The organism is Yoonia sp. (assembly GCF_017854415.1).
Taxonomy (GTDB): Bacteria; Pseudomonadota; Alphaproteobacteria; order Rhodobacterales; family Rhodobacteraceae; genus Yoonia.
The window spans coordinates 4,012-26,507 of the sequence record NZ_JAFMHR010000023.1 but is presented as its reverse complement, the minus strand read 5'-3'; the positions used below and the strand labels follow the sequence as shown (position 1 = coordinate 26,507).

The window sequence follows — 22,496 nt, the reverse complement described above, 5'->3', positions numbered from 1 at the left end:
AAAACCGAAGTCTGACTTTGCAACAATCCCGACCGCGACATCGTCGATACCTGCTCTTGTGCCGCCGCAGGCATCACGCTTGCGACGGTCAAGGATGCACAGATGATGAACGGTTTAAGCACTTGGCAGGCCTTTTCGTAAGTTCACATTGTGCAGTCTTAGCGTCTTTCGGACCAACAGCCAATCCTGTCCGCTTTCATTGTCCCTTAACCTTGTTGCTTCACCCCGTGTCTGTCACAAAAGCACAAATCAGAATCGTGGGAGGTCCAACAAATGGCCGGATCAGTAAACAAAGTTATTCTTATCGGTAATCTGGGTGCAGACCCAGAAGTACGCAGCTTCCAGAATGGCGGCAAAGTCTGCAACTTGCGGATCGCCACATCAGAGACGTGGAAAGACAAGAACACTGGCGAACGCCGTGAAAAGACTGAATGGCATACTGTCGCGATCTTCCAAGAAGGCCTCGTGCGCATTGCAGAGCAGTATTTGAAAAAAGGCTCCAAGGTCTACATCGAAGGCAAATTGCAGACCCGCAAATGGCAGGACCAATCTGGCGCGGATCGTTATTCAACCGAAGTCGTGCTGAACGGTTTCGACGGCACCCTGACAATGCTTGATGGCCGCAGCGACAATGCTGGCGGCGGCGGCGGCGGCGGCTCTTATGGTGGGGGCGGCAGTGGCGGCTCTTACGGTGGCGGTAGTGGTGGCGGCGGCAACTATGGCGGCGGCAGTGGCGGCGGCGCACCGTCGGGCGGCAACGACATGGATGACGAAATCCCGTTCTAGGCGATGCAATTTTCGCCAGAAGCCCAGATACTGATCCTGAACGCGGTCATTGCGGGCGTGGCGTATCTGGGCATCTATCCCAGCCTTCAAAAAAAGACGCTTAACCGCATTATGGCGATTGATCCGGTGTTGACGGTCGTCGCCCTAACCGTGGTCGGTGCCCTTTTTTGGGGATCGCACCAAACCTTTACCTTGCTTTTCTTTCAGACAAATTGGGTCGCCTTCACGCTCATCACACTGTTCGTGATCGAAGCGCCGCTATTCCTCAACTTTGCGAAGCGACATGGGATCAATCTGTTTGATGATCCGGGTGACCTGAACTGAAGGCTAGCCCTTCAAAGCATCATCCAGCACCTTAAGAACGGTGTCGCTAGGCACGTCCGACGTGATAAACGCGTCCCCGATCCCGCGCGCTAGAATAAACCGCAGTTTGCCATCCAGCACTTTTTTATCTTGCCCCATCAGGTCCAGCAAACCAGCAGCGTCCGGCAAATCTCCTGTGATGTCGCGAATATCGACCTTCATCCCCATGTCGCGCAGGTGCGCACGCACGCGGCTTGGGCTTTCTTGACTGCAAAGCCCCATGCGGGCCGACAGCTCAAACGCCAAGGCGCATCCAATCGCAACACCTTCGCCGTGCAACAATCGATCCGAATATCCAGTCGCGGCCTCTAACGCGTGACAAAACGTATGCCCAAGGTTCAACAAAGCACGGTCGCCCTGCTCTGTTTCGTCGCGCTGCACGATATCCGCTTTCATCTGGCATGACCGCGTGACGGCACGCACGCGTGCATCCATATCACCGCGCGCCAATGCAGGCCCTTCGGCCTCGAGCCAGTCAAAGAAAGCCGCATCGCCAAGTAGGCCATATTTTACGACTTCGCCGTAACCCGCTAGAAAATCACGCGGCGTCAGCGTGCTCAGAAGATTGGTATCGGCTAAAACAAGGCTCGGTTGATGAAATGCCCCGATCAAGTTCTTGCCACTGGGCGAATTGATCCCCGTTTTACCCCCAACAGAGCTATCGACCTGCGCCAATAGCGAGGTCGGGATCTGCACGAAACGCACGCCGCGCCGCAAGATCGCGGCAGCAAAGCCTGCCAAATCGCCAATTACACCACCGCCAAAGGCCACAACGATATCGCCACGCTCGACCTTTTGGGACAAGAGCCATTCAACCGACCGTTCAAGCTGCGCCCAGCATTTCGTGCTTTCGCCAGCAGGTAACAACAGCGCCTCTGATGTCAGCCCTGCGTCGCGCAACACGTCTTGCAGCGCATCCAAATGCAAAGCGGCCACATTTTTATCCGTCAGGATGCAGACGTGTCGACGCCCTCCCATCGCGGCGATCTTGTGGCCTGCTTGCCCCAACGTACCGGGGCCGATCATGATATCATAGGCACGGCCGGGAAGATCAACGTGAACGGTTGCGGACATTTACAAGGTCTCCAAAATATCGGGGCGTGTCGCCAAAGTATCGACGACCGACTGTGTCGTTTGCGCAATGCTCGCACCGGCATCAACGGTAATTTTCAAACCAGCAAGGCTGTAGGTCGGATTGCGATCCTTGAACAGCTTTGCAAGCGTGGCCTTGGGGTCAGCCGTGCGCAGCAAAGGCCGCGTGTCTTTGTGGCGCACACGTTCCCATAAAATCTCAAGATCGGCATCAAGCCAGACAGCCATGCCCATTTGTTCAATCACATCGCGATTGGCCTCGGCCAGAAACGCCCCGCCGCCTGTCGACACGATGCCGGGCGGACCAGAAAGCAAGCGGCGCAGCACTTCTGCTTCGCGTTTACGGAAAAATGCCTCGCCGTCGCGGGCGAATATGTCCGCGATACTGGACGCGGCAGCCTGTTCGATGGCCGCATCGCTGTCAACAAAGGGGACATTAAGTTGCTGCGCTAAGGCCCGCCCGACCGCCGTCTTGCCAGACCCCATCATCCCTACCAGCACGACCGTGCGTTTTAACTGGTATTGTGGCCCGTCAGACATCGTGTGCACCCCCTCGTTTTCGGCCATTCAGCGCCGAACACAAAATTTATTCAATGAATGCCGTGATCTTGTGCGAAAGGCCATATATAATCCCTTTCATAAGTGGGAAAGAACCCACATATAACGAGCAGATACATCGGATTGGGGCGAACAATGTGGCGACTGATCAAAGCACTCTTGTTTCTTATCGCCGTCGCGGCGGTGGGTCTGGTGGCCTATGCCTATATCGGACCGTTGTTTTTCCCGGGCGATTTCGCGGCCCCGTCACAAGAGGTAACCCAACCTGTTACGCTGGACACAAACTAGCGCAATTGCTGCAGCGATCTGTTTCATAGCGGCTGCGGCAAACGCCCAACAGAGCACCTCTGGTGAACCTCTGTCCGCGATCGAGTGGTTGTCGCGAAGCGTGGAACCCGTGGCACTGCCGGAAGCCCCGATCACCAACACCGCCCGGACACCCGACGTGACCGTCACGACACTGGACCGTCCCTCAAAAGATCCCATAGGCCTTTTGGCGGCAGATATAACAGGACTGCCCCGCGATATCTGGTCGGCCAGTGAAGAAAGCGTACTGGTTGATCTGGTGCGGGCCGAACGCATCGATACATTGCCTGCATTACAGGATTTCCTGAAGGTTTTGATGTTAGCCGCGAGCGATCCACCCCGTGGTGCTGGCCCCGATGGCGCGCTTTTTCTAGCGCGCGTGGACAAATTGCTCGACCTTGGCGCGCTTGAACCCGCCAAATCGATGATCGAACAGGCAACCCCTGATACGCTGCCGTTGTTTCGCCGGTGGTTCGATGTCGCATTGCTGACTGGCACCGAAGACGACGCCTGCGAGGCGATGCGCGAAACACCGTCTATTGCCCCTACATACCCTGCGCGCATCTTTTGTCTTGCCCGCAATGGCGACTGGGCCGCCGCCTCTTTGACACTGAATGTTCACCGTGTTTTGGGCGACATTAGTGCAGCAGAAGAGGCACTATTGATGCGTTTCCTTGACCCCGAACTGTTCGAAGGTGAACCGGCTTTGCCCCCGCCATCGCGTGTCAGCCCCCTGACATTCCGGATGCATGAGGCGATTGGCGAACCGCTGATTACCGCGAATTTGCCGCTGGCGTTTTCGCATGCGGATTTGCGGTTTACGACCGCGTGGAAATCGCAACTCGAGGCGGCTGAGCGCCTTGCGCGTCATGGCGCCGTATCTGAGAATGTACTGCTCAAGCACTATACCGAACGCACCCCTGCCGCGTCTGGTGGCATTTGGGACCGCGCCGAGGCAATCCAGCGCTTTGATGTCGCAATGACCGCGCGTGATCCACGTGCAGTTGCCGCCACATTACCCGATGCATGGGCCGCAATGCAGGCTTCGCGGGCCGAAGTCCAATTCGCAAAGCTGTATGGTGATCAGCTGCAAGACCTGCCCTTGTTTGGTGATGCGGCAAGCATCGCGTTTAAAGTGGGGCTTTTGTCCCCCGAATATGAAGGCGTCGCGATAGAAGCAGCCCAAACCGGTGCCGATTTTGATCCATTCCTGATCGCAATAGCACGCGGATTGCCGGCCGCGGCGCGCACACCGCGCGAACGCGCCATTCAGGCCGTGTTTTACAACGCCCCACCACCAGAAGCGCTTCAATCGTTGTTGGATCAAGGCAAAACCGGCGAGGCGCTGTTGCGTGCAATCGCGCTGTTTGATGCCGGTGCCGAAGGCGATTTACGCTCTGTCACGGATGCCTTGGCAGTTCTACGTGCTGTTGGCCTAGAAGATGTTGCACGCCGCGCCGCACTTCAGTTGTTGATTTTGGACCGCAGCACATGACCCACGCGCCCCAACCAATGACCCGTTGGGTGCAAGTGTTCCTAGAGGCGCAGGCGGCAGAACTGGACGCCGCGACGAATACGCAATTGGCTTATGCGCGCGACTTGCAGGGCTTTGCGGGTTGGCTTGCTCAAAATTCATTGCACTTCGCCACCACCAGCCGCGACCATATCGAGAGTTATTTGATCGAATGCGAGGCAGAGGGGTTGGCAAAATCAACCCGCGCGCGCCGCCTGTCCGCAATCAAGCAATTGTACCGGTTTGCCTTTGACGAAGGCTGGCGTGACGACAATCCGGCGATCCAGATCAAAGGGCCAGGACGCGACCAGCGCCTTCCGAAAACCCTCGATATCGCGGAGGTTGACCGCTTGCTGGACGCCGCCCGCAACACGCCAAAAGAAGCATTGCGCAATAGCTGCTTGATGGAACTGCTCTACGCCACAGGGATGCGCGTAACAGAATTAGTAAGCCTGCCGGTCTCTGCCACGCGCGGCGATCCGCGTATGTTGTTGGTGCGCGGCAAGGGCGGCAAAGAACGGCTGGTGCCACTATCGCCGCCTGCCCGTCTTGCCTTGGCGACCTATCTTGCGGCGCGTGACGCGACCGAAGATGCAGCGCGGGCAAACGGCAAACCACCGTCGAAATTTCTATTCCCGTCGCGTGGCAAGCTGGGTCACCTCACGCGGCACCGGTTCTTTGGGTTGATCAAGGAATTCGCCGTCGCTGGCGGTGTATCCCCCGACAAAGTTACCCCGCACACCCTGCGCCATGCTTTTGCGACGCATTTGCTGGCCGGAGGGGCTGATCTGCGGTCTATCCAAACGATGCTAGGCCACGCTGATGTCGCCACAACCGAGATCTATACCCATGTCCTGGACGAGCGCCTTAAAGCGTTGGTTTTGGATCACCATCCGCTGGCAAAATCCGCCAAGCCTTGAAGCTGGCGGCCGGACCCTACATAACACCCATGATATCGCTTGAAAGCACCTGATGGAAACCGCATCCCTCGACGCCGCATTCTGGATTACATCCGGCGTCATTATTCTACTTCTTATCGCTTCGGCCTTCTTTTCAGGCTCGGAAACGGCACTGACGGCGGCCTCTCGGGGCAAATTGCGGTCAGCAGCCGACAAGGGATCAAAGGGCGCAGGTCAGGCTTTGGTTGTAACTGAAGACAACGAGCGGCTGATCGGGTCGGTCTTGCTTGGCAATAACGTCGTCAATATCCTTGCCACATCGCTGGCCACCGCCGTTCTAACCAAGCTTTTCGGCCAGAACGGTGTGGCCGTTGCCACATTGGTGATGACGCTTTTGGTCCTGATTTTTGCCGAAGTGCTGCCCAAAACCCTTGCGATCACATACCCCGAGACCGTCGCGTCCCGTGTCGCGCGCCCCATTTCGATTATTGTTGTCCTGTTTTCGCCGATTGTGGCTGCGGTGCGCTATCTCGTGCGCGGTGTGTTGTTTATCTTTGGCGTGCGCACTGATCCCGACAGCAACATTCTGGCCGTGCGCGAAGAAATCGCAGGTGCGCTGCAACTTGGCCACTCCGAAGGGCTTGTCGAAAAAGAAGACCGCGACCGCATCTTGGGCGCGCTTGATCTGAACGAACGTACTGTCGAAGAAATCATGCTGCACCGGTCCGGGATAGAAATGGTTGATGCGGCCCTGCCGCCCCAAGACATTCTGGCACAGATTCTGGAAAGCCCACGCACCCGCCTGCCTCTGTACCGTGACGAACCTGAAAACATCATCGGCGTGATCCATGCCAAAGATTTGTTGCGGGCCATGCACAAGCTGCTTGGCGGTGGCGAAGAAGACGCACATGGATTGGCTGCTTTTGACGTTATGAAGGTCGCGATGCCGCCGTATTTTGTACCCGAAACAACGACGCTTGATGATCAAATGCGCAACTTCCTCAAGCGTAAAACCCACTTTGCGTTGGTGGTCGATGAATATGGCGCGCTGCAAGGTTTGATCACACTCGAAGACATCCTAGAGGAAATCGTCGGCGAGATCGCCGATGAGTTTGACGACCACGAAGAGGATCAGATCGCGCCCACCTCAGATGGTGCGTATATCGTCGATGGCGTTATGACTATCCGCGATTTGAACCGTGCGCACGACTGGAACCTGCCCGACGACGAAGCAAACACCGTCGCCGGATTGGTCATTCACGAGGCGCAAATGATCCCCGTCGAAGGACAAGTGTTTTCTTTCCACGGGTTCCGGTTTGAAGTCCTGACCAAAGAGGAAAACCGGCTTGCGTCATTGAAGATCCGCAAGCTTTAACGCCCTTTGAACAAACCACCCAAGATACCGCGTACAAGACGGCGCCCCGTCGTGCCCTTGAGTTCTTTGGCGACAGCAGACGCAAGTGCGCCACCAAAGCTGTTGCTGGACGACCGCCGCGATGTTGATCGCCCGGAATTGCCGCCGTCATAGCGACGTGCCGCTTTAAACTCGCGTTCCTTTTCTTCCAAACGCTCTTCTTCAGCCTCTGCCGCTTCTGCGGCTTTGGCTGCGGTATCAGCACGTTTCCTTAGCATCTCGAACGCGCTGTCACGGTCCAGCGTTTTATCGTATTTTCCAGCCATATCAGAGGCCTGCATGATGATCTTACGAGACTTTTCATCAATCGGACCCAATTGAGACGACGGGGGACGGATCAATGTGCGCTCAACAACACTCGGGATACCTTTGCGGTCCAGAAAAGATGTCACCGCCTCGCCTGTGCCAACTTCTTGGATGGCGGCGGCGGTATCAAAGGACGGATTATCGCGGTAAGTTTCCGCCGCAGTCTTGAGTTCCTTGCGGTCTTTGGCCGTAAATGCACGCAGCGCATGCTGCACGCGGTTACCAAGCTGGCCCAGAACATCATCGGGGATATCACCCGGGTTTTGCGTCACGAAATAGACGCCCACGCCCTTGGAGCGGATCAAACGCGCGACTTGCTCCACTTTGTCGACCAATGCCTTGGGCGCATCATCAAACAGCAAATGCGCTTCGTCGAAAAAGAACACCAGCTTTGGTTTGTCGGGGTTGCCGACCTCGGGCAGTTCTTCAAACAGCTCTGACAACAACCACAGCAGGAATGTCGCATAAAGGCGCGGACTGCCCATCAGTTGATCGGACGCCAGAATATTGATCTCGCCCATACCATCGCGGGTGCGCATCATATCCGCCAGATCAAGTGCGGGTTCACCGAACAATGCACTGCCGCCTTGGTTTTCCAAAACCAGCAATTGCCGCTGGATCGCGCCAACGGAAGACGCAGCAACATTGCCGTAACGCAAGGACAGGTCTTTGGCATTTTGTCCGACCCAAACCAGCAATGCTTGCAGATCTTTAAGATCCAGCAGCGGCAACCCTTCTTCATCGGCCACGCGGAATGCAACGTTCAGCACCCCTTCTTGGACATCGGTTAAATCCATCAGTCGCGCCAACAACAGCGGTCCCATCTCAGCGACGGTCGCACGGATCGGGTGCCCTTTTTCGCCAAATAGATCCCAGAATGTGACCGGAAAGCTGTCATATTGCAGATCAAGCCCAATGGTTTCAGCGCGCGACATAAACGGTTCGTGTAGTTTAAAATCGGGTGATCCGCTGACGGCAAGGCCGGATAAATCGCCCTTCACGTCAGACAAGAACACAGGCACGCCCGCGGCAGAAAACCCTTCTGCCAAAATCTGCAAGGTGACCGTCTTGCCGGTACCTGTGGCGCCCGCAATCAAGCCGTGACGGTTTGCCTTGTCCAGCAAGAGCGATTGGGGCGCGCCGTAGCCATCGCCGCCACCGCCGATAAAGATATTCTCTGACATGGACCCGTCCTTATTTACTGTTTTGATCAAAATACATTTTTAACCATTGCATGCCAGAGTAAAGCACACTGTTCCTGCACTCTTGTAGGGCAGTCATACGACCTCCCTGTTAGACTTGCCGTGCCTTCGGGCACGGTTTTTTTCGTGGGCTTTGCGTTGGACGAAATCAGCGCGATCTACAAAAATGTGGGTTGACCGCCTCAACAGCTTTTCGTAGCGTGCGCTTAATAAGTCGGCAAAGTCCGGCAGGGAGAAAATGAAGTGGGGTCCTTTTTACAAGGGCCCTTCTTCTTTTTGAACGCGCGCAAAAGTGAGCGGAAGATAGCCAAACACTCCATTATTGGCCCTGACAGTCCATCCTGCGCATGCTAGATCGCGTCCAAAGTCAAAAGGATGAAATCCCATGCGCCACATTTTGAAAATGCTAAGTATTGCTGCATTCGTCGTACAGGCAGGTTTTGCGTTTGCCCAAGAAACAACACCCACGGCCGATGATGGCTTGTCGCTTGGCGAACCCGCAGGTCCGCAAGTCGGAGAAACATATATCAGCGCGGAATTCGGTGATTGGGCTTTGCGCTGTATCAAAGCAGCCGAAGGCGAAGTTGATCCATGCAACCTTTATCAGTTGCTGGTCAGCGCCGAAGGTGCGTCCGTCGCAGAGTTCAATATTTTTCAACTACCCGCCGGCGCTCAGGCCGTTGCGGGTGCGACACTTGTCGTCCCGCTTGAAACACTGCTAACCCAGCAGATCACAATAGCCGTCGATGGGCAGAACGCACGCGTCTATCCATTCAACTTTTGTAACCGCGCAGGCTGTGTTGCGCGGATCGGATTTACTCAAGCGGAAATTGACGAATTTAAACGGGGCGTTCAAGCGACAGTCCGGATCGTTCCTGCAGCCGCACCTACACAAGAGGTCGTTCTAGCGTTATCGCTGACCGGGTTCACGGCAGGCTACGACAGCATCGCCATTGCCGAATAAGCAGCGTTAGTGCTTGCGCAATGCAAGCACGGCGTTCATCCCGCCAAACGCAAAAGCATTTGAAAGCGCGACGCTGACAGCGGCGTCGCGTGCCACGTTTGGTACGACGTCCAAGGCGCATTCAGGATCAGGTTCTTCGTAGCCGATCGTCGGGGCGATAATACCGTCACGCAAGGCCATGATGCAGGCCAACAATTCCACAGCGCCAGTGCCGCCGATCAAATGACCATGCATTGATTTTGTAGATGATATCATCAGCTTATCGGCATGATGCCCGAATACATCTGCGACGGCAGCACATTCGGTTTTGTCGTTGGCCGCAGTACCAGTGCCATGCGCGTTGATGTAACCGACGTCTTCTTTATTCAGCCCAGCGTCATTGATTGCCCCTGCAATCGTGCGCGCCGCCCCTTGCTTGGAGGGCATCACAATATCGGACGCGTCAGATGTCATGGCAAACCCTGCAACTTCGCACAGGATGTCAGCGCCACGGGCTTTTGCATGTTCATAATCCTCGAACACGTAGACCCCAGCGCCTTCGCCTTGCACCATGCCGTTGCGCGTCGCTGAAAACGGGCGACAAGCGTCTTTTGACATCACACGCAGCCCTTCCCATGCTTTGATCCCGCCAAAGCACAGCATCGCCTCTGATCCGCCAGTCACCATGACTTTGGCCATTCCGCAGCGCACCATGTTAAAGGCCTGTCCCATCGCGTGGTTTGACGATGCGCAAGCGGTAGCAACTGTGAACGACGGTCCGCGCAGTTTCCACTCCATCGACACATGGCTGGCAGCGGCATTGTTCATTAATTTGGGGACAATAAACGGGTGCACACGGTTCTTACCCTCTGCATAGACCGCGCGATAGTTTTCGTCCTGGGTGTTCAAGCCACCGCCTGACGTGCCAAAAATAACGCCTGATCTATCCGCTAATTCGCCTGAAAAGCTAAGCCCCGATTGCCCGATTGCTTGTCGCGCCGCCAGCAACGTAAATTGCGTAAAGCGGTCATACAGTGCGATCTGTTGACGATTGAAATGTGCTGTCTCGTCATAGTTTTTGACTTGCCCGCCAATCTGAATAGCCAGTCGGTCCACGTCGGGAATATCAAGTGGACCAATGCCGCACCGCCCTTCGCGCATAGCTTCCATCGTGGTGGCGACGTCTGCGCCCAAAGGGTTAATCGTCCCAGCCCCGGTGATCACGACACGGTTCATCTAGCTTGCCTGCGCCGCCTTTAGCTTTTCCACAGCCGCAACAATTGCCGCAACTGAAGAGATATCAAATTCGCTTTCGGTGGGGTTGTTAGCGTTGAACGGCACTGTGATGTCAAAGCTTTCCTCGATGGCAAAGATGCTTTCTACCAAGCCAAGGCTATCGATCCCGATATCCTCTAGCGTGTTGTCCATTTTGATGTCGGAAGGCTCCAACATCGCCTGATCCGCAATGATTGCGATTACCTGGTCTTTGATACTCATTTTGAACTGCCTAGCTGCTTGCAGATGCATGTAGTGTGTCTTGGTGGGTTTGGGAACGGTCTATGACCGCTTTGCCAAATCACGCAGCGTGCGCGGCAATCGACGCAGCGCTTTGTAGCCTTCGATATGCGTCTGCATTTTTGTGGCGGGATAGCCCATCATGACCCGTCCCGCAGGTACGTTTGACAGCACAATGCTGCCGCCCCCCAAAACCACATCATCGCCGATTTTAAGATTGTCCGCCAAGCCCGCCTTGCCGCCAACCACGACACGGTCGCCAACAACGGTTGATCCGGCCACACCTGCTTGCGCACAAAGCAGACAATGCTGGCCCACGATGACATTGTGCCCAACTTGGACAAGGCTATCGATCTTCGTACCGTTTCCGACTTGGGTCGCACGGACTGTCCCTGCATCAACACAAGAATTCGCGCCAATTTCGACATCATCCCCGATGACCACGCCGCCTAGGGAATGTATCCGGTGCCAGCGTGGGTCAGCTGGGGCGGTCATGGCCCCCTCGCCTAACGTGTCACGCGCAAGTTCCACATTTGACGGCTCTGCTGTTACGAACGAAAACCCGTCGCCGCCGATGACAACATTGGGCTGAATGATCACGCGCGCTCCGATGCGGGTGCCACGTTGTAACCGTACCCCCGCATGAATTTGGCAAGCAGGTCCGATTGTGACACCAGTTGCGATGCTCACATGATCGCCAATCCAACTGTTGTCGCCGATCACCGCATCTGGGCCAATCACCGTAAAGGCCCCAACCCGCACATCACGCCCAATCTTTGCCGCTGGATCAATCGCCGCGTGCGCGCTGATACCATCTGCGGGCAACGGCTGATCCAGCATTTGCGTCAATCCTGCCATAGCTAGCCTTGCGCGTGGCGCGATAATAGCTGCTTTTAGGCCCAAAGCCTGCCAGTCCGCACCCGGCCAAACCACCGCCGCCTGCGCCGCACCTTGCGCTAACGCATCGCCATATGCCGGCGACATCGCCAATGCCAAATCAGTCGTGCTTGCTGTCGCAGGTTCCGACGCGCCGTGCACCAAAAGATCAACAGCACCAAAGGCTTGCGCCCCCAGTGCTGCTGCGATTTCTTTGATTGAATGTGCCATCTTACCCTCGGGTTAAAATCCCAAGGACAGATTTAGCCGCGAACGGCCCGAAGAACCACCCCTTCGCGTGCCAGCGCATTCCAGATGCGTCCATCCCGTCCATACACATCGCGTCGGTACTGCATCCGCCCTTCGGCTTGTGTATAAGCGGTGCGGTAGACCAAATGCACCGGAACAGGATCCGCAAGATCGACGCGGCGTTCTACACCGGAACGCAAGTGGGTCTGGAACACTTCTTGCGGGTTGCTTACCTGCTTCGATAGCAGAGCATAGGCAAAATCAAACGGATCAGCCAAGCGGACACACCCATGGCTATAAGCGCGGGTTTCACGCCCGAACAAGCTTTTGGACGGTGTGTCATGAAGGTAAATATTGTACCGGTTCGGGAACATGAACTTCACCAAACCCAAGGCATTACCCTGATTTGGCGGCTCGCGCATGGAAAACGGGAATGTCTCTTCGGTAAAGCTGCTAAAATCTACTGCGTTGCGATCAACCACACGCCCACTGCTATCCGTCATAATCAAGTTGTTCACTGCATTGCGGTTGTTTTGGAGCTGCGGCAAGAATTCCTTGGTGATGATAGAGCGTGGCACATACCAGCTTGGGTTGATGACCATAAACTCCATGACGTCAGAAAACTCCGGCGTAACACGCTCGCGGTCACGTGCGCCGATGACGGAGCGGGTCGAAAAAGTCTCGACACCGTTGTCGATGATTTTTGCAGTGAAATCAGTCAGGTTGACCCAAACGTGTCGCTCTCCGCGGGGGCGGTTGATCCAGCGTTCACGCTCCATTGCCACGATGATTGCTTGCAAACGCCTCTCTGGCGAAGTGTTAATCTCGGCCAAAGTGCCGGTCCCTGCGGTACCATCCGTGGCCAGCCCATGGGCCAACTGGAACTGCTGTACTGCATTCACAATCGTGTCGTCATAGGTCTGTGTCGTAGAGCGTGACAAATAGCCCATCGCCTGCAGGCGGTTGCGCAATACGACAACTGCAGGACTGCTATCACCGCGTTCAAGCTTGCCTCCAGGGACCGTTGGGCCCCAACCGCCATCTGCCAGCAAACGCTCCATCCGGGCCTTTTCACCCATCAGACGGGCGTATTCTGGTGCGCCGGGCGGCAAAGCACGCATGAACGCTGCAGGGCTTGATTGTGCAAACGCGCGCAACGTACTGACGGGAGACCGCAGTGGTACACGCCGTTGGATCGCCTCGTCGATACGCGACGGTACAATAATGCCGGTTTGGATATCGCGTGCGTAATCAAGGAACTGGCGGCTTATCGCAACCTCTAGACGGCCCTGCTCTTGCGGGGTTGATGCCGCTTGCAAGCGCGCAATTAGATCATTTGCATCATAGCGGTTTGCTGGCAATCCGTGATCAGCAGCTGCGTCAAAGGCCGCTTTCAATGCGCCACGGCGGGCGCGATCGTTTGATCCGCTCCAGATACCTTCAAAATTGCGTTCACTGTAAAAGGCCAACAGATCACGGTCACCGTTTGCAGCCTGAGCGACAGCTTGCCGGAATGCAGTGTCTTGCGCTTGGGCTTGCGGGGGAACCGCGAAAACCATGAGGGCCATCACTAAGAGTATAGCAACTTTTTGCGCCAACAGCCGCGCTTGTACGAGATAAGCAGACATCAGTTTAGATCCCTTTGTCGATTGCATTTCACCGCAGATGCGATGTCGTTATGTAGTAGTGAGCATGCATATCTTTACCCGAAGCTGTGTCTATTGACAAAACCGCGAGGTTGACGCGCATTTTAGAAGTGTTGCGCAGTTGCCCGCTTTGCACCTGTGACACATTAGACGCAGTAGCCGTAGTGCGCAGATTCTCGCCAGTTTCCCACTTGTTAATGAAAAAAGTCCAAACAGGTCTTGGTCAACGAATCAAAATATGCCATACACGGCCAACATCTGGGGAGATGATGGCAATCAAATCGCTGTAAAGCGGTATCAGTCGAGCGACGGGACAGGCGCTAAGAACATGGATAAAAAGACCTCCTCTGGGATCACCCGGCGCGGATTATTAGGTGCTTTTGCGGCAACTGCGGTTGCAGCGACACCCACCTACTCTAGTGCGGCAGGGTTTCTGCGCGGCGCGGGCGATATCCGCCGAATCGCAATGCACTCTGGTCGTACCGGCGAGCGATTGAATACAATTTATTGGATTGATGGCGAATACATCGGCGAAGCGGTGCGCGAAATTAACATGCACATGCGCGACTGGCGCACTGGCGAAGCGGTCCAGATGGACTTGCGCACGATTGATATCATGTCCGCTGCATTGAATTTGATGGATACCACAGAACCTTATCTGCTGCTGTCCGGCTACCGGTCTCCGCGCACAAACCAGATGCTAAGTGGGTCGAACCGTGGCGTGGCGCGCAATTCACTACACATGCAAGGTCAAGCCGCCGATCTACGTTTGACTTCGCGCAGCACATCGCAAATGTCGCAAGCCGCATTGGCATGTCGCGCGGGTGGCGTCGGGCGGTATAGTCGGTCAAACTTTGTGCATATGGACTGCGGACCAATCCGCAGCTGGCGCGGCTAAACACAGTTCTGCGACAAGGCGCCCCAGCGGGCGCCTTTTTTGTATCACAATGTCTTAGTCTAGAATGACAGGCGACTTGCCAGATTGCAGATGCTGTCGTGCGGCCTCTTTTACCACATCAGAAAGCCGATCGAACATGACCGGACTAGCGGCACTGCGCCATACCATACCAATCGACCGCATGACCGTACTGCGCCGAAATGGCTTAACCACCACATTACTAGAGCGGCTGTCGATTTCCGATCGCGCATACAAACGCGGCAGAAACGCTACGCCCATGCCCATGCCGACCATTTGCCGGATCGCATCAAGGCTGGTGCCTTCATAGTCGCGCGCAATCATTGCCCCGTGCTGATGGCACAATGCTGCTATTTGCGCATGCAAGGCATAATCCGGACCCAAAGATAGGACGTTCAGATCAGCCAAGTCAGCTTCTGTTACGTCATCGCGCGCAGCCAGCGGGTGATCGTCGGGCACAGCCAGAAGCAAAGGTTCGCGGAACAAACGGCGGGTCGTCAGATCAGCGCCACCTTCCGGCAGTTGTGTCAGGATGACGTCTAATCGACCCATCAACAGTTCTCCGCGTAGGTCACGGGGGACCACTTCGCGGATGTAAAGCCGCAGGTCCGGATAGCGCGCATGCAACCGTTCCACGACGAAAGGCATCAGGTAAGGTCCAATCGTTGGCGTCGTCCCCAACCGGATTGTCCCCGCCAAGCCGGTTCTAAGCGCCCCGGTCAAATCGATAATCCCGTGCACATCGTCCACGATACGCGCCGCACGCGTCAGAACCTCGCGCCCTTCCGGTGTTAAAGTGACGGGACCGCGCCCGCGCTCCACCAGCAGAACACCTAACAGAGCTTCAAGGTTGCTAATCTGAAGGCTCAACGAAGGTTGGCTGATCCCCATTGCCTCTGCGGCCTTGCGAAAGTGGCGGGCTTCGGAAAGTGCGACGAGATAACGAAGTTGTCGCAGGCTAGGTAGGTTTTTCATGGTGCCCTATTGATAGGTTTTTCCTATCAAATAATACAGTTCAATTGTATTCACTACATGAATAGTGCTGCTACATCTAACCTGAGCCGAAAAGTGAATAGATCAAGCGGCAAGGCCTGCCGCGGGGGGATGAAATGAAGTCGATCAAACCTGCGCAGGACGATTATGATTTGGCCAACCGGCTTTGCTTGGCATCTGCGACTTACTGCGTAAACTGTGCGCAACGCGCGCAATAACTATCTGACCGGAATACCAAATTGGATACTTCAACGCCCACCCGCTGGATCACGCCCGCTGGCTTGATCCCTGTCGCCATTGCAGGCAGTCTTTTTGTCTGGTTTGCCCAAATGATTCCTGTGATCGCGGCAGGTGACACGCTGCGTTTCCTTTGGGAATGGGTGCCAAGCCTGGGCGTCAATTTCAGTTTTTATATTGATGGCCTAAGCCTGACGTTTGCATTGTTGATCACGGGGATTGGCGCACTGGTCATGCTTTATTCAGCCCGCTATCTAGCTGGACATGTGCACCAAGCGCGATTTTCGCTATTCTTGACAAGCTTTATGCTGTCAATGATTGGCCTCGTTTTATCCGATAACTTACTGATCTTGTTCGTTTTTTGGGAACTTACTACGATCACATCATACCTGTTGATCGGGTTCAATCACGATACTCTCAAGGCGCGGCGTTCAGCCCTACAAGCCTTGATGATGACAGGCGTTGGCGGCTTGGCCTTGCTTGCAGGGATCATCTTGATCGGCACGACGGCTGGCACATTCGAGATGTCCCAGATCAATCAAATGCCGGGTGTACTGACCCAAAGTGTCATGTACTTGCCGATCCTGATGTTGGTTCTTGCAGGGGCCTTCACCAAATCAGCGCAGATGCCGTTTCACTTCTGGCTGCCAAACGCGATGGCAGCCCCGACCCCCGTTAGTGCCTATCTACACTCTGCCACGATGGTCAAAGCGGGCATTTACCTTCTGGCACGCACGCACCCATCGCTTAGTGGTACGGATGTGTGGCTTTGGACGTTGACGATTGCAGGCGCGGTGACAATGGTTTTCGCGTCGATAATGGCGTTGCGGCAAACTGATTTGAAACTGGCTTTGGCCTACACGACCTTAATGGCGCTAGGCGCGCTGACCCTCCTGCTTGGTAATGAAAGTGGTTACACGATCACTGCTGCGGCTACATTTTTGATTGTGCATTCATTGTATAAGGCGGCGCTGTTCCTTGTCGTCGGCATTATGGATGCGCAAACCGGAACCCGCGACGCCGACAAACTTTTCGGCATGGGCAAGGCTATGCCGATTACTGCAATTGCAGCCGGTATTGCGGCCCTTTCAATGGCAGGTTTCCCGCCCTTCCTTGGATTTATTGGCAAGGAATTGAAATACGCAGGCGCGATCGCTGTCGCATCGGAACCAATCATTGTTGCGGGCGCTTTCTTGATTGCCAGCGCGTTGATGGTTGCGATCGCAGGTATCGTGTCCTTCCGCCCCTTCTGGAGCAAATCAGGCACCCCGATTGCTGGTGTAAAAGAGGCCCCTTGGCCAATGCTGGTTGGTCCCGTCGTTCTGGCGAGCATGGGCGCATTCTTTGGCATTTTCCCTGATGTTCTGGCCAATTCCCTGGTGAACCCCACTGTCGCCGCGATCATTGGTAATGCCGAACCGGCCAAAGAGCTTAAGCTATGGGCAGGCGTGAATTTGCCTCTCTTCCTGAGCATTGCGACATTTATGCTTGGCTTCACACTATACTACTACAAGATCCAGATTCGCACCGCACTGATCCGCATGACGACCGCGGCCCCAAGTTTCGACAATGGTTGGGACACGCTCATGGCGGGCATCGCCAGTGGGTCAAAGGCGCTGACCCGCATGATCCAGACAGGCGTTTTGCGCCAGTACATGTTCGTGACATTCGCCACAGCTTTGGTCGCGATGGGTGCAACCTTGTTCATCCGCACAACGGGCATTCCATCGGTCGGATGGCCAGATATCGAGCTTTGGGACTGGCTGGTTTTCTTGCTGGTGTTGCTGGGCGCGGGGCTGACTGTTGTGACCAATTCACGCATTACGGCGATTGCAGGCCTTGGCGTTGTGGGCATCGGTATGGCGATGATCTTTATCCTGTTTAGCGCGCCTGACGTGGCTATCACCCAGCTGCTAGTCGAGACGCTTGTGGTGGTCTTGTTTGCTGCAGCTGCATTGAAGTTGCCGGAACTGGACAAAGAACGTCTGGGTGCGCGGCCTCTGGACGCGCTGATCGCACTTGGCTTTGGTGTCGTGACCACAATTATCGTGATGAAAGTCACCGCCGGCCCTATTGACCGCGAATTGACCACATTTTTTGAAACTGCCAGCTGGCCCGAAGCGTTCGGTCAAAACATCGTTAACGTGATCCTCGTGGATTTCCGCGCTTTGGATACATTTGGTGAAATCGCGGTAGTGCTGATCGCGGCCATCAGCATCTTTGCATTGCTCAAAAGCAAGCCCGAGGAGGACAAGCCATGAACTCTGTCATCTTGATTGCAGGCGCGCGGTTGCAGGCCGTGCTGCTGCTGGTCTTTTCGGCCTACATGCTGCTGCGTGGACACAACGCGCCCGGTGGTGGCTTTATCGGTGGTTTGATCGCGGCGACCGGATTTGTGGTTTATGCCATTGCCTGCGGCACCCAAGACGCGCGCAAAGCGCTGCGATTTGATCCCGGCAGCATTGCGGGCGCGGGTCTTGGCATTGCGTTGTTTGCCGGTGTCATGGCGGTCTTTTGGGGCGATGCGTTTTTTACTGGCCAATGGCTGTTCATCGGCGCAACCGAAGACAGCAAAGGCTTGCCGCTTTCATCAGTGCTGATCTTTGATATTGGCGTTTACCTTGTGGTTTTGGGCGCGGTCCTATCGATCACCTTTTCACTGGAAGAGGCCGTATAATGGAACAGCTCTTATCCCTGCTCATCGGCGTTTTGGTCGCGGCATCTGTCTATCTGATGTTGGCGCGCAATTTGTTGCGGTTCCTGTTTGGATTGATCCTATTGTCCAATGCGGCGAACCTGACAATTTTCGTAGCGGGTCGCTTGACCCCCGGCGCGCCATCGATCGTGCCAGATGGCGTTGACGCACCTATCGACGTCGTCGCAAACGCCCTGCCCCAAGCGCTGGTTCTGACGGCTATCGTGATCGGCTTTGGCCTGTTTGCCTTTGCCTTAATCCTTGCCTTTCGCGCCTATCAATCGCTTGGCACCCTGAATACCGACGAAATGCGCGTCGCTGAACCAAAAGAACAATAATTACAATGAGCTGGTATCTTTCCCTCCCCCTGATTATCCCGTTTATCGCGGCGATTACCGCGTTTCTGCTACGCCATTCCGCGCTTGGGCGTTGGGTGTCTATTATCGGCTCCGGTTTGGGACTGCTCGCCTCTCTTGCGCTGATGTCGGTGGTGCTTGATGCTGGCGTTCTAGCTGGACAGATGGGCAATTGGCCTGCACCTTTCGGCATTACGCTGGTCGCTGACTTACTCTCGGCGGTTATGGTTTTGATCACTGCAATCACTGGTTTTGCAGTCGCGATCTATGCTTTGGGTGACATAACGGAACGCCAAGAAAAGCTGGGCTATCATGCCTTGTTCCAGATGCTGTTGGCTGGTGTGACCGGCGCATTCCTGACCGGTGATTTGTTCAACCTCTACGTCTGGTTCGAAGTGATGTTGATCGCGTCATTCGGCCTTTTGATCCTGAACGGTGGCAAAGAGCAGATCGACGGCGGCGTGAAATACGTGGCCTTGAACCTGATCTCGACGATCCTGTTCTTGACGGGCATCGGCCTGCTTTACGGCATGACTGGCACGCTTAACTTTGCCGACCTAGCGCTAAAGGTCGAAGACGTCGAAAACCAAGGGCTGCTTACCGTGGTCGCTATGATGTTCATGGTCGCATTTGGCGTCAAAGCGGCTGTGTTCCCGCTATTTTTCTGGCTCCCTGCCGCTTATCACACCCCGAGCTTTGCAGTGTCGGCGATCTTTGCAGGCTTGCTGACCAAAGTCGGCGTCTATGCGTTGATCCGCATGTTTACGATGGTCTTTGATCATGACGTCAGTTTCACGCACACGATCCTGCTCTGGGTCGCTTGTTTCACTATGGTGATTGGTGTTCTGGGTGCCGCCGCACAATCAGATTTTCGCAAAATTCTATCGTTCCATATCATTAGCCAAATTGGCTACATGATCCTTGGTTTGGCGCTCATGACGCCGCTGGCGCTGGTTGGCGCGGTCTTTTATCTAGTCCACCACATCATCGTAAAAGCTAACCTGTTCTTGATCGCTGGTGTCGCACACAAGCTGACCGGCAGCACCGAGGTCTATAAGATTGGCGGGCTTTATAAATCGGCCCCGTTCCTTGCTATCTTGTTCCTGATCCCTGCGTTTTCGCTGGCTGGCTTTCCACCGCTGTCTGGTTTTTGGGCCAAATACATCATCGTCAAAGCAACCCTGGACATCCAGATGTGGTTTGTCGCATTTATCGCGCTGGCCGTTGGCCTTATGACGATTTATTCGATGACTAAAATCTGGGCAGAGGCGTTTTGGAAGCCCCATCCGGACGGGATCGAACCCGAACTCAAAACGCTCCAGAACAAGACGGCACTGCTTTTGCCGATTGCGGGTTTGGCGATCATGACGGTTATTATCGGCCTGAACCCGGAACCTTTTGTTCAATTTGCCGAACGGACAGCGGCACAATTGCTGGACCCAAGCGCCTATATCACCGCAGTTTTGGGGGATGCATCATGAACCCGTTTCTATTGAACCTCTTTCTGGCGATTATCTGGGCCGCACTTTGGGGCAGCTTTACGCTAACGCAACTCGTCACGGGCTTTCTGGTCGGGTTTGCAGCACTTTGGGTGACCCAGCCACTTTTCGGTGGGCCGAACACCTACTACCTGCGCGCCTACCGCATTGTCCGGCTGATCCTGTTCTTCTTGTACGATCTGACCATGTCCAGCGTCCGCGTCGCCTATGACGTGCTGACGCCAACGGACCGCAGCAACCCTGCGATCCTTGAAATGCCATTGGACGTGAAATCAGACATCGAGATTTTGCTGGTGACCAACCTGATCTCGCTCACCCCCGGCACCCTAAGCTTGGATGTGACCCCGGACCGCAAAACTCTGATTGTGCACGCAATGTTTGCCGATGACCCAGAGGCCGTGATCGCGAGCCTGAAATCAGGGATGGAGCGTATGGTCAAAGAGGTATTTGAATAATGACATCTGCTGAATTTCTGGACCTCTCGGTCTATGCGACCTTCGTGATGGTGATGCTATCACTGGCAATCGCCTTTGTCAGATTGGCCCTTGGCCCGACACTCGCTGACCGTGTCGTTGCCCTTGATATGATGACTGTGACGATCATCGCAGTCTGCGGTGTTGCGGCCGTGGCAACAGGTGTCTATGCGCTACTTGATGTGGCGCTTGTGTTGGCGCTTGTCGGGTTCTTGGCGACAGTGGCACTGGCCCGCTTTGCAGAGCGTCGCGAAGCGCGCCAAAAAGGAGACCCGCAATGATCAATATCATCATCTCGGTGTTTTTGCTTTTGGGCAGTTTTTTCGCGTTGATTGCGGCCATTGGCGTATTGCGTCTGCCGGATGTTTTGACGCGGATGCATGCCTCGACCAAGGCCGGTATTTTGGGCAGTAGCCTGATCTTGATTGGTGGTGCGATCTACCTACAAGAGACCGAAATCACGGTCCGTGTTATCGCGATCATTCTGTTCTTGATGCTGACCTCGCCTATTGGTGCACATATGATCGGGCGTGCGTCGGTACGCGATTTGCAGTCCAAGAAAGATATCATCAAAGACAACAGCCAATAGGCTTGCGCATAGGTGGCGGGTGAAGGCAACATAGCCTAACAAAACCAAGGAGCCCGCGCAATGACCGCCTCATTTGACCTTGTGATCACTGGTGGCCAGATTGTCACGCCGGATGGTGTGGTATCGGGCGATGTCGCAGTTACCGGATCAATGATTGCCAAGATTGGCACGGATCTGGGGCCTGCTGCAAAGTCGATTGATGCGCGCGGAAAATGGGTGATGCCAGGTGGGATCGACCCGCATGCCCATATCGAACAGATGTCCGGCATGGGCGTGATGAACGCCGACACGTTTGAGACCGCGACCCGGTCTGCAGCACTTGGCGGGACAACAAGCGTGATTTCATTTGCGGCGCAGGCAAAGGGCGCGCGTTTAGCCGATACCGTTGCAGATTACAGCGCGCGCGCAGCCCGCGGCGCGATGATCGACTATGCATTTCATATGACGGTGACGGACACAGATGTCGCGGATTTTAATACCGATTTGGCGCAGCTTATCGCGGCAGGCAACCGGTCGATCAAAGTATTCACCACGTATAATATCCAACTGACCGACGCACAGATCATCGCCACAATGAAGATTGCCCGCGCGCAGGGTGCCTTGGTCTGTGTGCATGCCGAAACTGATGCTATTCTAAGCGATGCAAAAGCCGCGCTGATCGCCGCAGGCAAGACGGCGCCGCATTACCATGCCGCATCGCATCCCCGAATGGCCGAGATCGAGGCGGTCGAACGCATCTGCCGCTTTGCTGAATACCTAGGCCAGCCTGTCATGTTGTTCCATATTTCAACATCCCAAGGGGCCGCAGCAGTGCGCGCGGCCCGTGCGCGCGGCGCACCGGTTTGGGCCGAAACCTGCCCGCATTACCTGTTCATGACCGAAGATATTTTGCGCCAACCCGGGCTTGAGGGCGGCAAATGGATGTGTTCACCGCCCCAGCGCCTTGCTGCCGATCAAGACGCATTATGGGAGGCGCTTGATGCAGGTGACCTGCAAATCGTCTCATCCGATCATGCGCCTTACAGATTTGACGCAAGCGGAAAACTGTCGAACGGACCGGACGCCGGATT

The 22,496-nt window shown here is 55.3% G+C and carries 24 protein-coding genes; 16 read left to right on the top strand and 8 right to left on the bottom strand.

Features of this window, described 5'->3' with window-relative positions; translation table 11 throughout:
• Nucleotides 1–273 precede the first annotated feature (273 nt).
• Together ssb and QZ197_RS04580 are read left to right on the top strand one after the other, a co-directional pair.
• Nucleotides 274–786: a single-stranded DNA-binding protein gene (gene ssb / locus QZ197_RS04585; RefSeq protein ID WP_296430540.1), complete on the top strand. Its 513-nt coding sequence runs from the start codon at nucleotides 274–276 to the stop codon at nucleotides 784–786.
• A gap of 3 nt (nucleotides 787–789) precedes the next feature.
• On the top strand, nucleotides 790–1,110 hold the full coding sequence (locus QZ197_RS04580; RefSeq protein ID WP_296430539.1) for a hypothetical protein: 321 nt from the start codon (nucleotides 790–792) through the stop codon (nucleotides 1,108–1,110).
• 3 nt (nucleotides 1,111–1,113) lie between these two features.
• On the opposite strand, the gene aroB is transcribed toward QZ197_RS04580, so the two are convergent.
• Together aroB and QZ197_RS04570 are read right to left on the bottom strand one after the other, a co-directional pair.
• Nucleotides 1,114–2,223: a 3-dehydroquinate synthase gene (gene aroB / locus QZ197_RS04575; RefSeq protein WP_296430537.1), complete on the bottom strand. Its 1,110-nt coding sequence runs from the start codon at nucleotides 2,221–2,223 to the stop codon at nucleotides 1,114–1,116.
• A complete protein-coding gene (locus tag QZ197_RS04570) occupies nucleotides 2,224–2,808 on the bottom strand; it encodes a shikimate kinase (protein ID WP_296430534.1) in 585 nt (194 codons plus the stop codon).
• Between the two features lie 126 nt (nucleotides 2,809–2,934).
• Between QZ197_RS04570 and QZ197_RS04565 the strand changes: the two genes are divergently transcribed.
• The 4 genes from QZ197_RS04565 (at nucleotide 2,935) to QZ197_RS04550 (ending at nucleotide 6,892) form a co-directional block, all read left to right on the top strand.
• Complete coding sequence (locus QZ197_RS04565) at nucleotides 2,935–3,087, top strand: hypothetical protein (RefSeq protein WP_296430531.1); 153 nt, start codon at nucleotides 2,935–2,937, stop codon at nucleotides 3,085–3,087.
• A gap of 109 nt (nucleotides 3,088–3,196) precedes the next feature.
• Nucleotides 3,197–4,600, top strand: coding sequence for a hypothetical protein (locus QZ197_RS04560; RefSeq protein WP_296430528.1), 1,404 nt, complete (start codon nucleotides 3,197–3,199; stop codon nucleotides 4,598–4,600).
• A complete protein-coding gene (locus QZ197_RS04555) occupies nucleotides 4,597–5,538 on the top strand; it encodes a site-specific tyrosine recombinase XerD (RefSeq protein WP_296430526.1) in 942 nt (313 codons plus the stop codon). The genes QZ197_RS04560 and QZ197_RS04555 overlap by 4 nt, the downstream gene beginning before the upstream one ends.
• Before the next feature lie 52 nt (nucleotides 5,539–5,590).
• Entirely contained in the window at nucleotides 5,591–6,892 is a 1,302-nt protein-coding gene (locus tag QZ197_RS04550) for an HlyC/CorC family transporter (RefSeq protein WP_296430523.1), read from the top strand.
• Here QZ197_RS04550 and QZ197_RS04545 read toward each other — a convergent pair.
• The gene (locus QZ197_RS04545; protein ID WP_296430521.1) at nucleotides 6,889–8,421 is read right to left on the bottom strand and encodes a helicase HerA-like domain-containing protein; all 1,533 of its coding nucleotides are present in this window, start codon (nucleotides 8,419–8,421) and stop codon (nucleotides 6,889–6,891) included. The two genes, QZ197_RS04550 and QZ197_RS04545, sit on opposite strands and share 4 nt — an antisense overlap.
• Nucleotides 8,422–8,824: 403 nt before the next feature.
• On the opposite strand from QZ197_RS04545, the gene QZ197_RS04540 reads away from it, so the two are divergent.
• Nucleotides 8,825–9,403 carry an invasion associated locus B family protein gene (locus tag QZ197_RS04540; RefSeq protein WP_296430519.1) on the top strand — a complete coding sequence of 193 codons (579 nt, stop codon included), beginning with the start codon at nucleotides 8,825–8,827 and terminating at the stop codon, nucleotides 9,401–9,403.
• A gap of 6 nt (nucleotides 9,404–9,409) precedes the next feature.
• Here the strand turns inward: QZ197_RS04540 and QZ197_RS04535 are convergent, their stop codons facing one another.
• Genes QZ197_RS04535 through QZ197_RS04520 form a run of 4 tightly spaced genes read right to left on the bottom strand, consistent with a single transcriptional unit; the run spans nucleotide 9,410 to nucleotide 13,650 of the window.
• On the bottom strand, nucleotides 9,410–10,618 hold the full coding sequence (locus tag QZ197_RS04535) for a beta-ketoacyl-[acyl-carrier-protein] synthase family protein (RefSeq protein ID WP_296430517.1): 1,209 nt from the start codon (nucleotides 10,616–10,618) through the stop codon (nucleotides 9,410–9,412).
• Nucleotides 10,619–10,879, bottom strand: coding sequence for an acyl carrier protein (locus QZ197_RS04530; protein WP_296430515.1), 261 nt, complete (start codon nucleotides 10,877–10,879; stop codon nucleotides 10,619–10,621).
• A 60-nt stretch (nucleotides 10,880–10,939) separates the two neighbouring features.
• Nucleotides 10,940–12,004 (bottom strand): UDP-3-O-(3-hydroxymyristoyl)glucosamine N-acyltransferase, encoded by a 1,065-nt coding sequence (gene lpxD / locus QZ197_RS04525; protein ID WP_296430512.1) that lies wholly within the window; start codon nucleotides 12,002–12,004, stop codon nucleotides 10,940–10,942.
• Between the two features lie 32 nt (nucleotides 12,005–12,036).
• Nucleotides 12,037–13,650, bottom strand: coding sequence for a L,D-transpeptidase family protein (locus QZ197_RS04520; RefSeq protein WP_296430510.1), 1,614 nt, complete (start codon nucleotides 13,648–13,650; stop codon nucleotides 12,037–12,039).
• A 346-nt stretch (nucleotides 13,651–13,996) separates the two neighbouring features.
• On the opposite strand from QZ197_RS04520, the gene QZ197_RS04515 reads away from it, so the two are divergent.
• On the top strand, nucleotides 13,997–14,566 hold the full coding sequence (locus QZ197_RS04515; protein ID WP_296430509.1) for a DUF882 domain-containing protein: 570 nt from the start codon (nucleotides 13,997–13,999) through the stop codon (nucleotides 14,564–14,566).
• Nucleotides 14,567–14,620: 54 nt separating this feature from the next.
• On the opposite strand, the gene QZ197_RS04510 is transcribed toward QZ197_RS04515, so the two are convergent.
• Nucleotides 14,621–15,559, bottom strand: coding sequence for a hydrogen peroxide-inducible genes activator (locus QZ197_RS04510; RefSeq protein ID WP_296430507.1), 939 nt, complete (start codon nucleotides 15,557–15,559; stop codon nucleotides 14,621–14,623).
• Between the two features lie 257 nt (nucleotides 15,560–15,816).
• Between QZ197_RS04510 and QZ197_RS04505 the strand changes: the two genes are divergently transcribed.
• The 8 genes from QZ197_RS04505 to QZ197_RS04470 form a co-directional block, all read left to right on the top strand.
• Nucleotides 15,817–18,075, top strand: coding sequence for a putative monovalent cation/H+ antiporter subunit A (locus QZ197_RS04505; protein ID WP_296430505.1), 2,259 nt, complete (start codon nucleotides 15,817–15,819; stop codon nucleotides 18,073–18,075).
• Nucleotides 18,072–18,491, top strand: coding sequence for a Na+/H+ antiporter subunit B (locus QZ197_RS04500; RefSeq protein WP_296430503.1), 420 nt, complete (start codon nucleotides 18,072–18,074; stop codon nucleotides 18,489–18,491). The genes QZ197_RS04505 and QZ197_RS04500 overlap by 4 nt, the downstream gene beginning before the upstream one ends.
• On the top strand, nucleotides 18,491–18,847 hold the full coding sequence (locus tag QZ197_RS04495) for a Na+/H+ antiporter subunit C (protein ID WP_296430501.1): 357 nt from the start codon (nucleotides 18,491–18,493) through the stop codon (nucleotides 18,845–18,847). The genes QZ197_RS04500 and QZ197_RS04495 overlap by 1 nt, the downstream gene beginning before the upstream one ends.
• 5 nt (nucleotides 18,848–18,852) lie before the next feature.
• Nucleotides 18,853–20,346, top strand: a complete 1,494-nt coding sequence (locus QZ197_RS04490) for a Na+/H+ antiporter subunit D (protein ID WP_296430499.1) — start codon at nucleotides 18,853–18,855, stop codon at nucleotides 20,344–20,346.
• Nucleotides 20,343–20,819, top strand: a complete 477-nt coding sequence (locus QZ197_RS04485) for a Na+/H+ antiporter subunit E (RefSeq protein ID WP_296430496.1) — start codon at nucleotides 20,343–20,345, stop codon at nucleotides 20,817–20,819. Before QZ197_RS04490 ends, QZ197_RS04485 begins: the two co-directional genes overlap by 4 nt.
• Nucleotides 20,819–21,118, top strand: a complete 300-nt coding sequence (locus QZ197_RS04480) for a monovalent cation/H+ antiporter complex subunit F (RefSeq protein ID WP_296430495.1) — start codon at nucleotides 20,819–20,821, stop codon at nucleotides 21,116–21,118. The genes QZ197_RS04485 and QZ197_RS04480 overlap by 1 nt, the downstream gene beginning before the upstream one ends.
• Nucleotides 21,115–21,426, top strand: coding sequence for a monovalent cation/H(+) antiporter subunit G (gene mnhG / locus QZ197_RS04475; protein ID WP_296430492.1), 312 nt, complete (start codon nucleotides 21,115–21,117; stop codon nucleotides 21,424–21,426). The genes QZ197_RS04480 and mnhG overlap by 4 nt, the downstream gene beginning before the upstream one ends.
• A gap of 60 nt (nucleotides 21,427–21,486) precedes the next feature.
• On the top strand, nucleotides 21,487–22,496 hold a 1,010-nt coding region (locus QZ197_RS04470), incomplete at its 3' end, for an amidohydrolase family protein (RefSeq protein ID WP_296430489.1).

What these genes read in the sequence shown, in the direction of transcription:
- ssb (WP_296430540.1), top strand. Translation starts at nt 274, where the DNA reads ATGGCCGGATCAGTAAACAAAGTTATTCTTATCGGTAATCTGGGTGCA.
- QZ197_RS04580 (WP_296430539.1), top strand. Translation starts at nt 790, where the DNA reads ATGCAATTTTCGCCAGAAGCCCAGATACTGATCCTGAACGCGGTCATT.
- aroB (WP_296430537.1), bottom strand. Translation starts at nt 2,223, where the DNA reads ATGTCCGCAACCGTTCACGTTGATCTTCCCGGCCGTGCCTATGATATC.
- QZ197_RS04570 (WP_296430534.1), bottom strand. Translation starts at nt 2,808, where the DNA reads ATGGCCGAAAACGAGGGGGTGCACACGATGTCTGACGGGCCACAATAC.
- QZ197_RS04565 (WP_296430531.1), top strand. Translation starts at nt 2,935, where the DNA reads ATGTGGCGACTGATCAAAGCACTCTTGTTTCTTATCGCCGTCGCGGCG.
- QZ197_RS04555 (WP_296430526.1), top strand. Translation starts at nt 4,597, where the DNA reads ATGACCCACGCGCCCCAACCAATGACCCGTTGGGTGCAAGTGTTCCTA.
- QZ197_RS04550 (WP_296430523.1), top strand. Translation starts at nt 5,591, where the DNA reads ATGGAAACCGCATCCCTCGACGCCGCATTCTGGATTACATCCGGCGTC.
- QZ197_RS04545 (WP_296430521.1), bottom strand. Translation starts at nt 8,421, where the DNA reads ATGTCAGAGAATATCTTTATCGGCGGTGGCGGCGATGGCTACGGCGCG.
- QZ197_RS04540 (WP_296430519.1), top strand. Translation starts at nt 8,825, where the DNA reads ATGCGCCACATTTTGAAAATGCTAAGTATTGCTGCATTCGTCGTACAG.
- QZ197_RS04535 (WP_296430517.1), bottom strand. Translation starts at nt 10,618, where the DNA reads ATGAACCGTGTCGTGATCACCGGGGCTGGGACGATTAACCCTTTGGGC.
- QZ197_RS04530 (WP_296430515.1), bottom strand. Translation starts at nt 10,879, where the DNA reads ATGAGTATCAAAGACCAGGTAATCGCAATCATTGCGGATCAGGCGATG.
- lpxD (WP_296430512.1), bottom strand. Translation starts at nt 12,004, where the DNA reads ATGGCACATTCAATCAAAGAAATCGCAGCAGCACTGGGGGCGCAAGCC.
- QZ197_RS04520 (WP_296430510.1), bottom strand. Translation starts at nt 13,650, where the DNA reads ATGTCTGCTTATCTCGTACAAGCGCGGCTGTTGGCGCAAAAAGTTGCT.
- QZ197_RS04515 (WP_296430509.1), top strand. Translation starts at nt 13,997, where the DNA reads ATGGATAAAAAGACCTCCTCTGGGATCACCCGGCGCGGATTATTAGGT.
- QZ197_RS04510 (WP_296430507.1), bottom strand. Translation starts at nt 15,559, where the DNA reads ATGAAAAACCTACCTAGCCTGCGACAACTTCGTTATCTCGTCGCACTT.
- QZ197_RS04500 (WP_296430503.1), top strand. Translation starts at nt 18,072, where the DNA reads ATGAACTCTGTCATCTTGATTGCAGGCGCGCGGTTGCAGGCCGTGCTG.
- QZ197_RS04495 (WP_296430501.1), top strand. Translation starts at nt 18,491, where the DNA reads ATGGAACAGCTCTTATCCCTGCTCATCGGCGTTTTGGTCGCGGCATCT.
- QZ197_RS04490 (WP_296430499.1), top strand. Translation starts at nt 18,853, where the DNA reads ATGAGCTGGTATCTTTCCCTCCCCCTGATTATCCCGTTTATCGCGGCG.
- QZ197_RS04485 (WP_296430496.1), top strand. Translation starts at nt 20,343, where the DNA reads ATGAACCCGTTTCTATTGAACCTCTTTCTGGCGATTATCTGGGCCGCA.
- QZ197_RS04480 (WP_296430495.1), top strand. Translation starts at nt 20,819, where the DNA reads ATGACATCTGCTGAATTTCTGGACCTCTCGGTCTATGCGACCTTCGTG.
- mnhG (WP_296430492.1), top strand. Translation starts at nt 21,115, where the DNA reads ATGATCAATATCATCATCTCGGTGTTTTTGCTTTTGGGCAGTTTTTTC.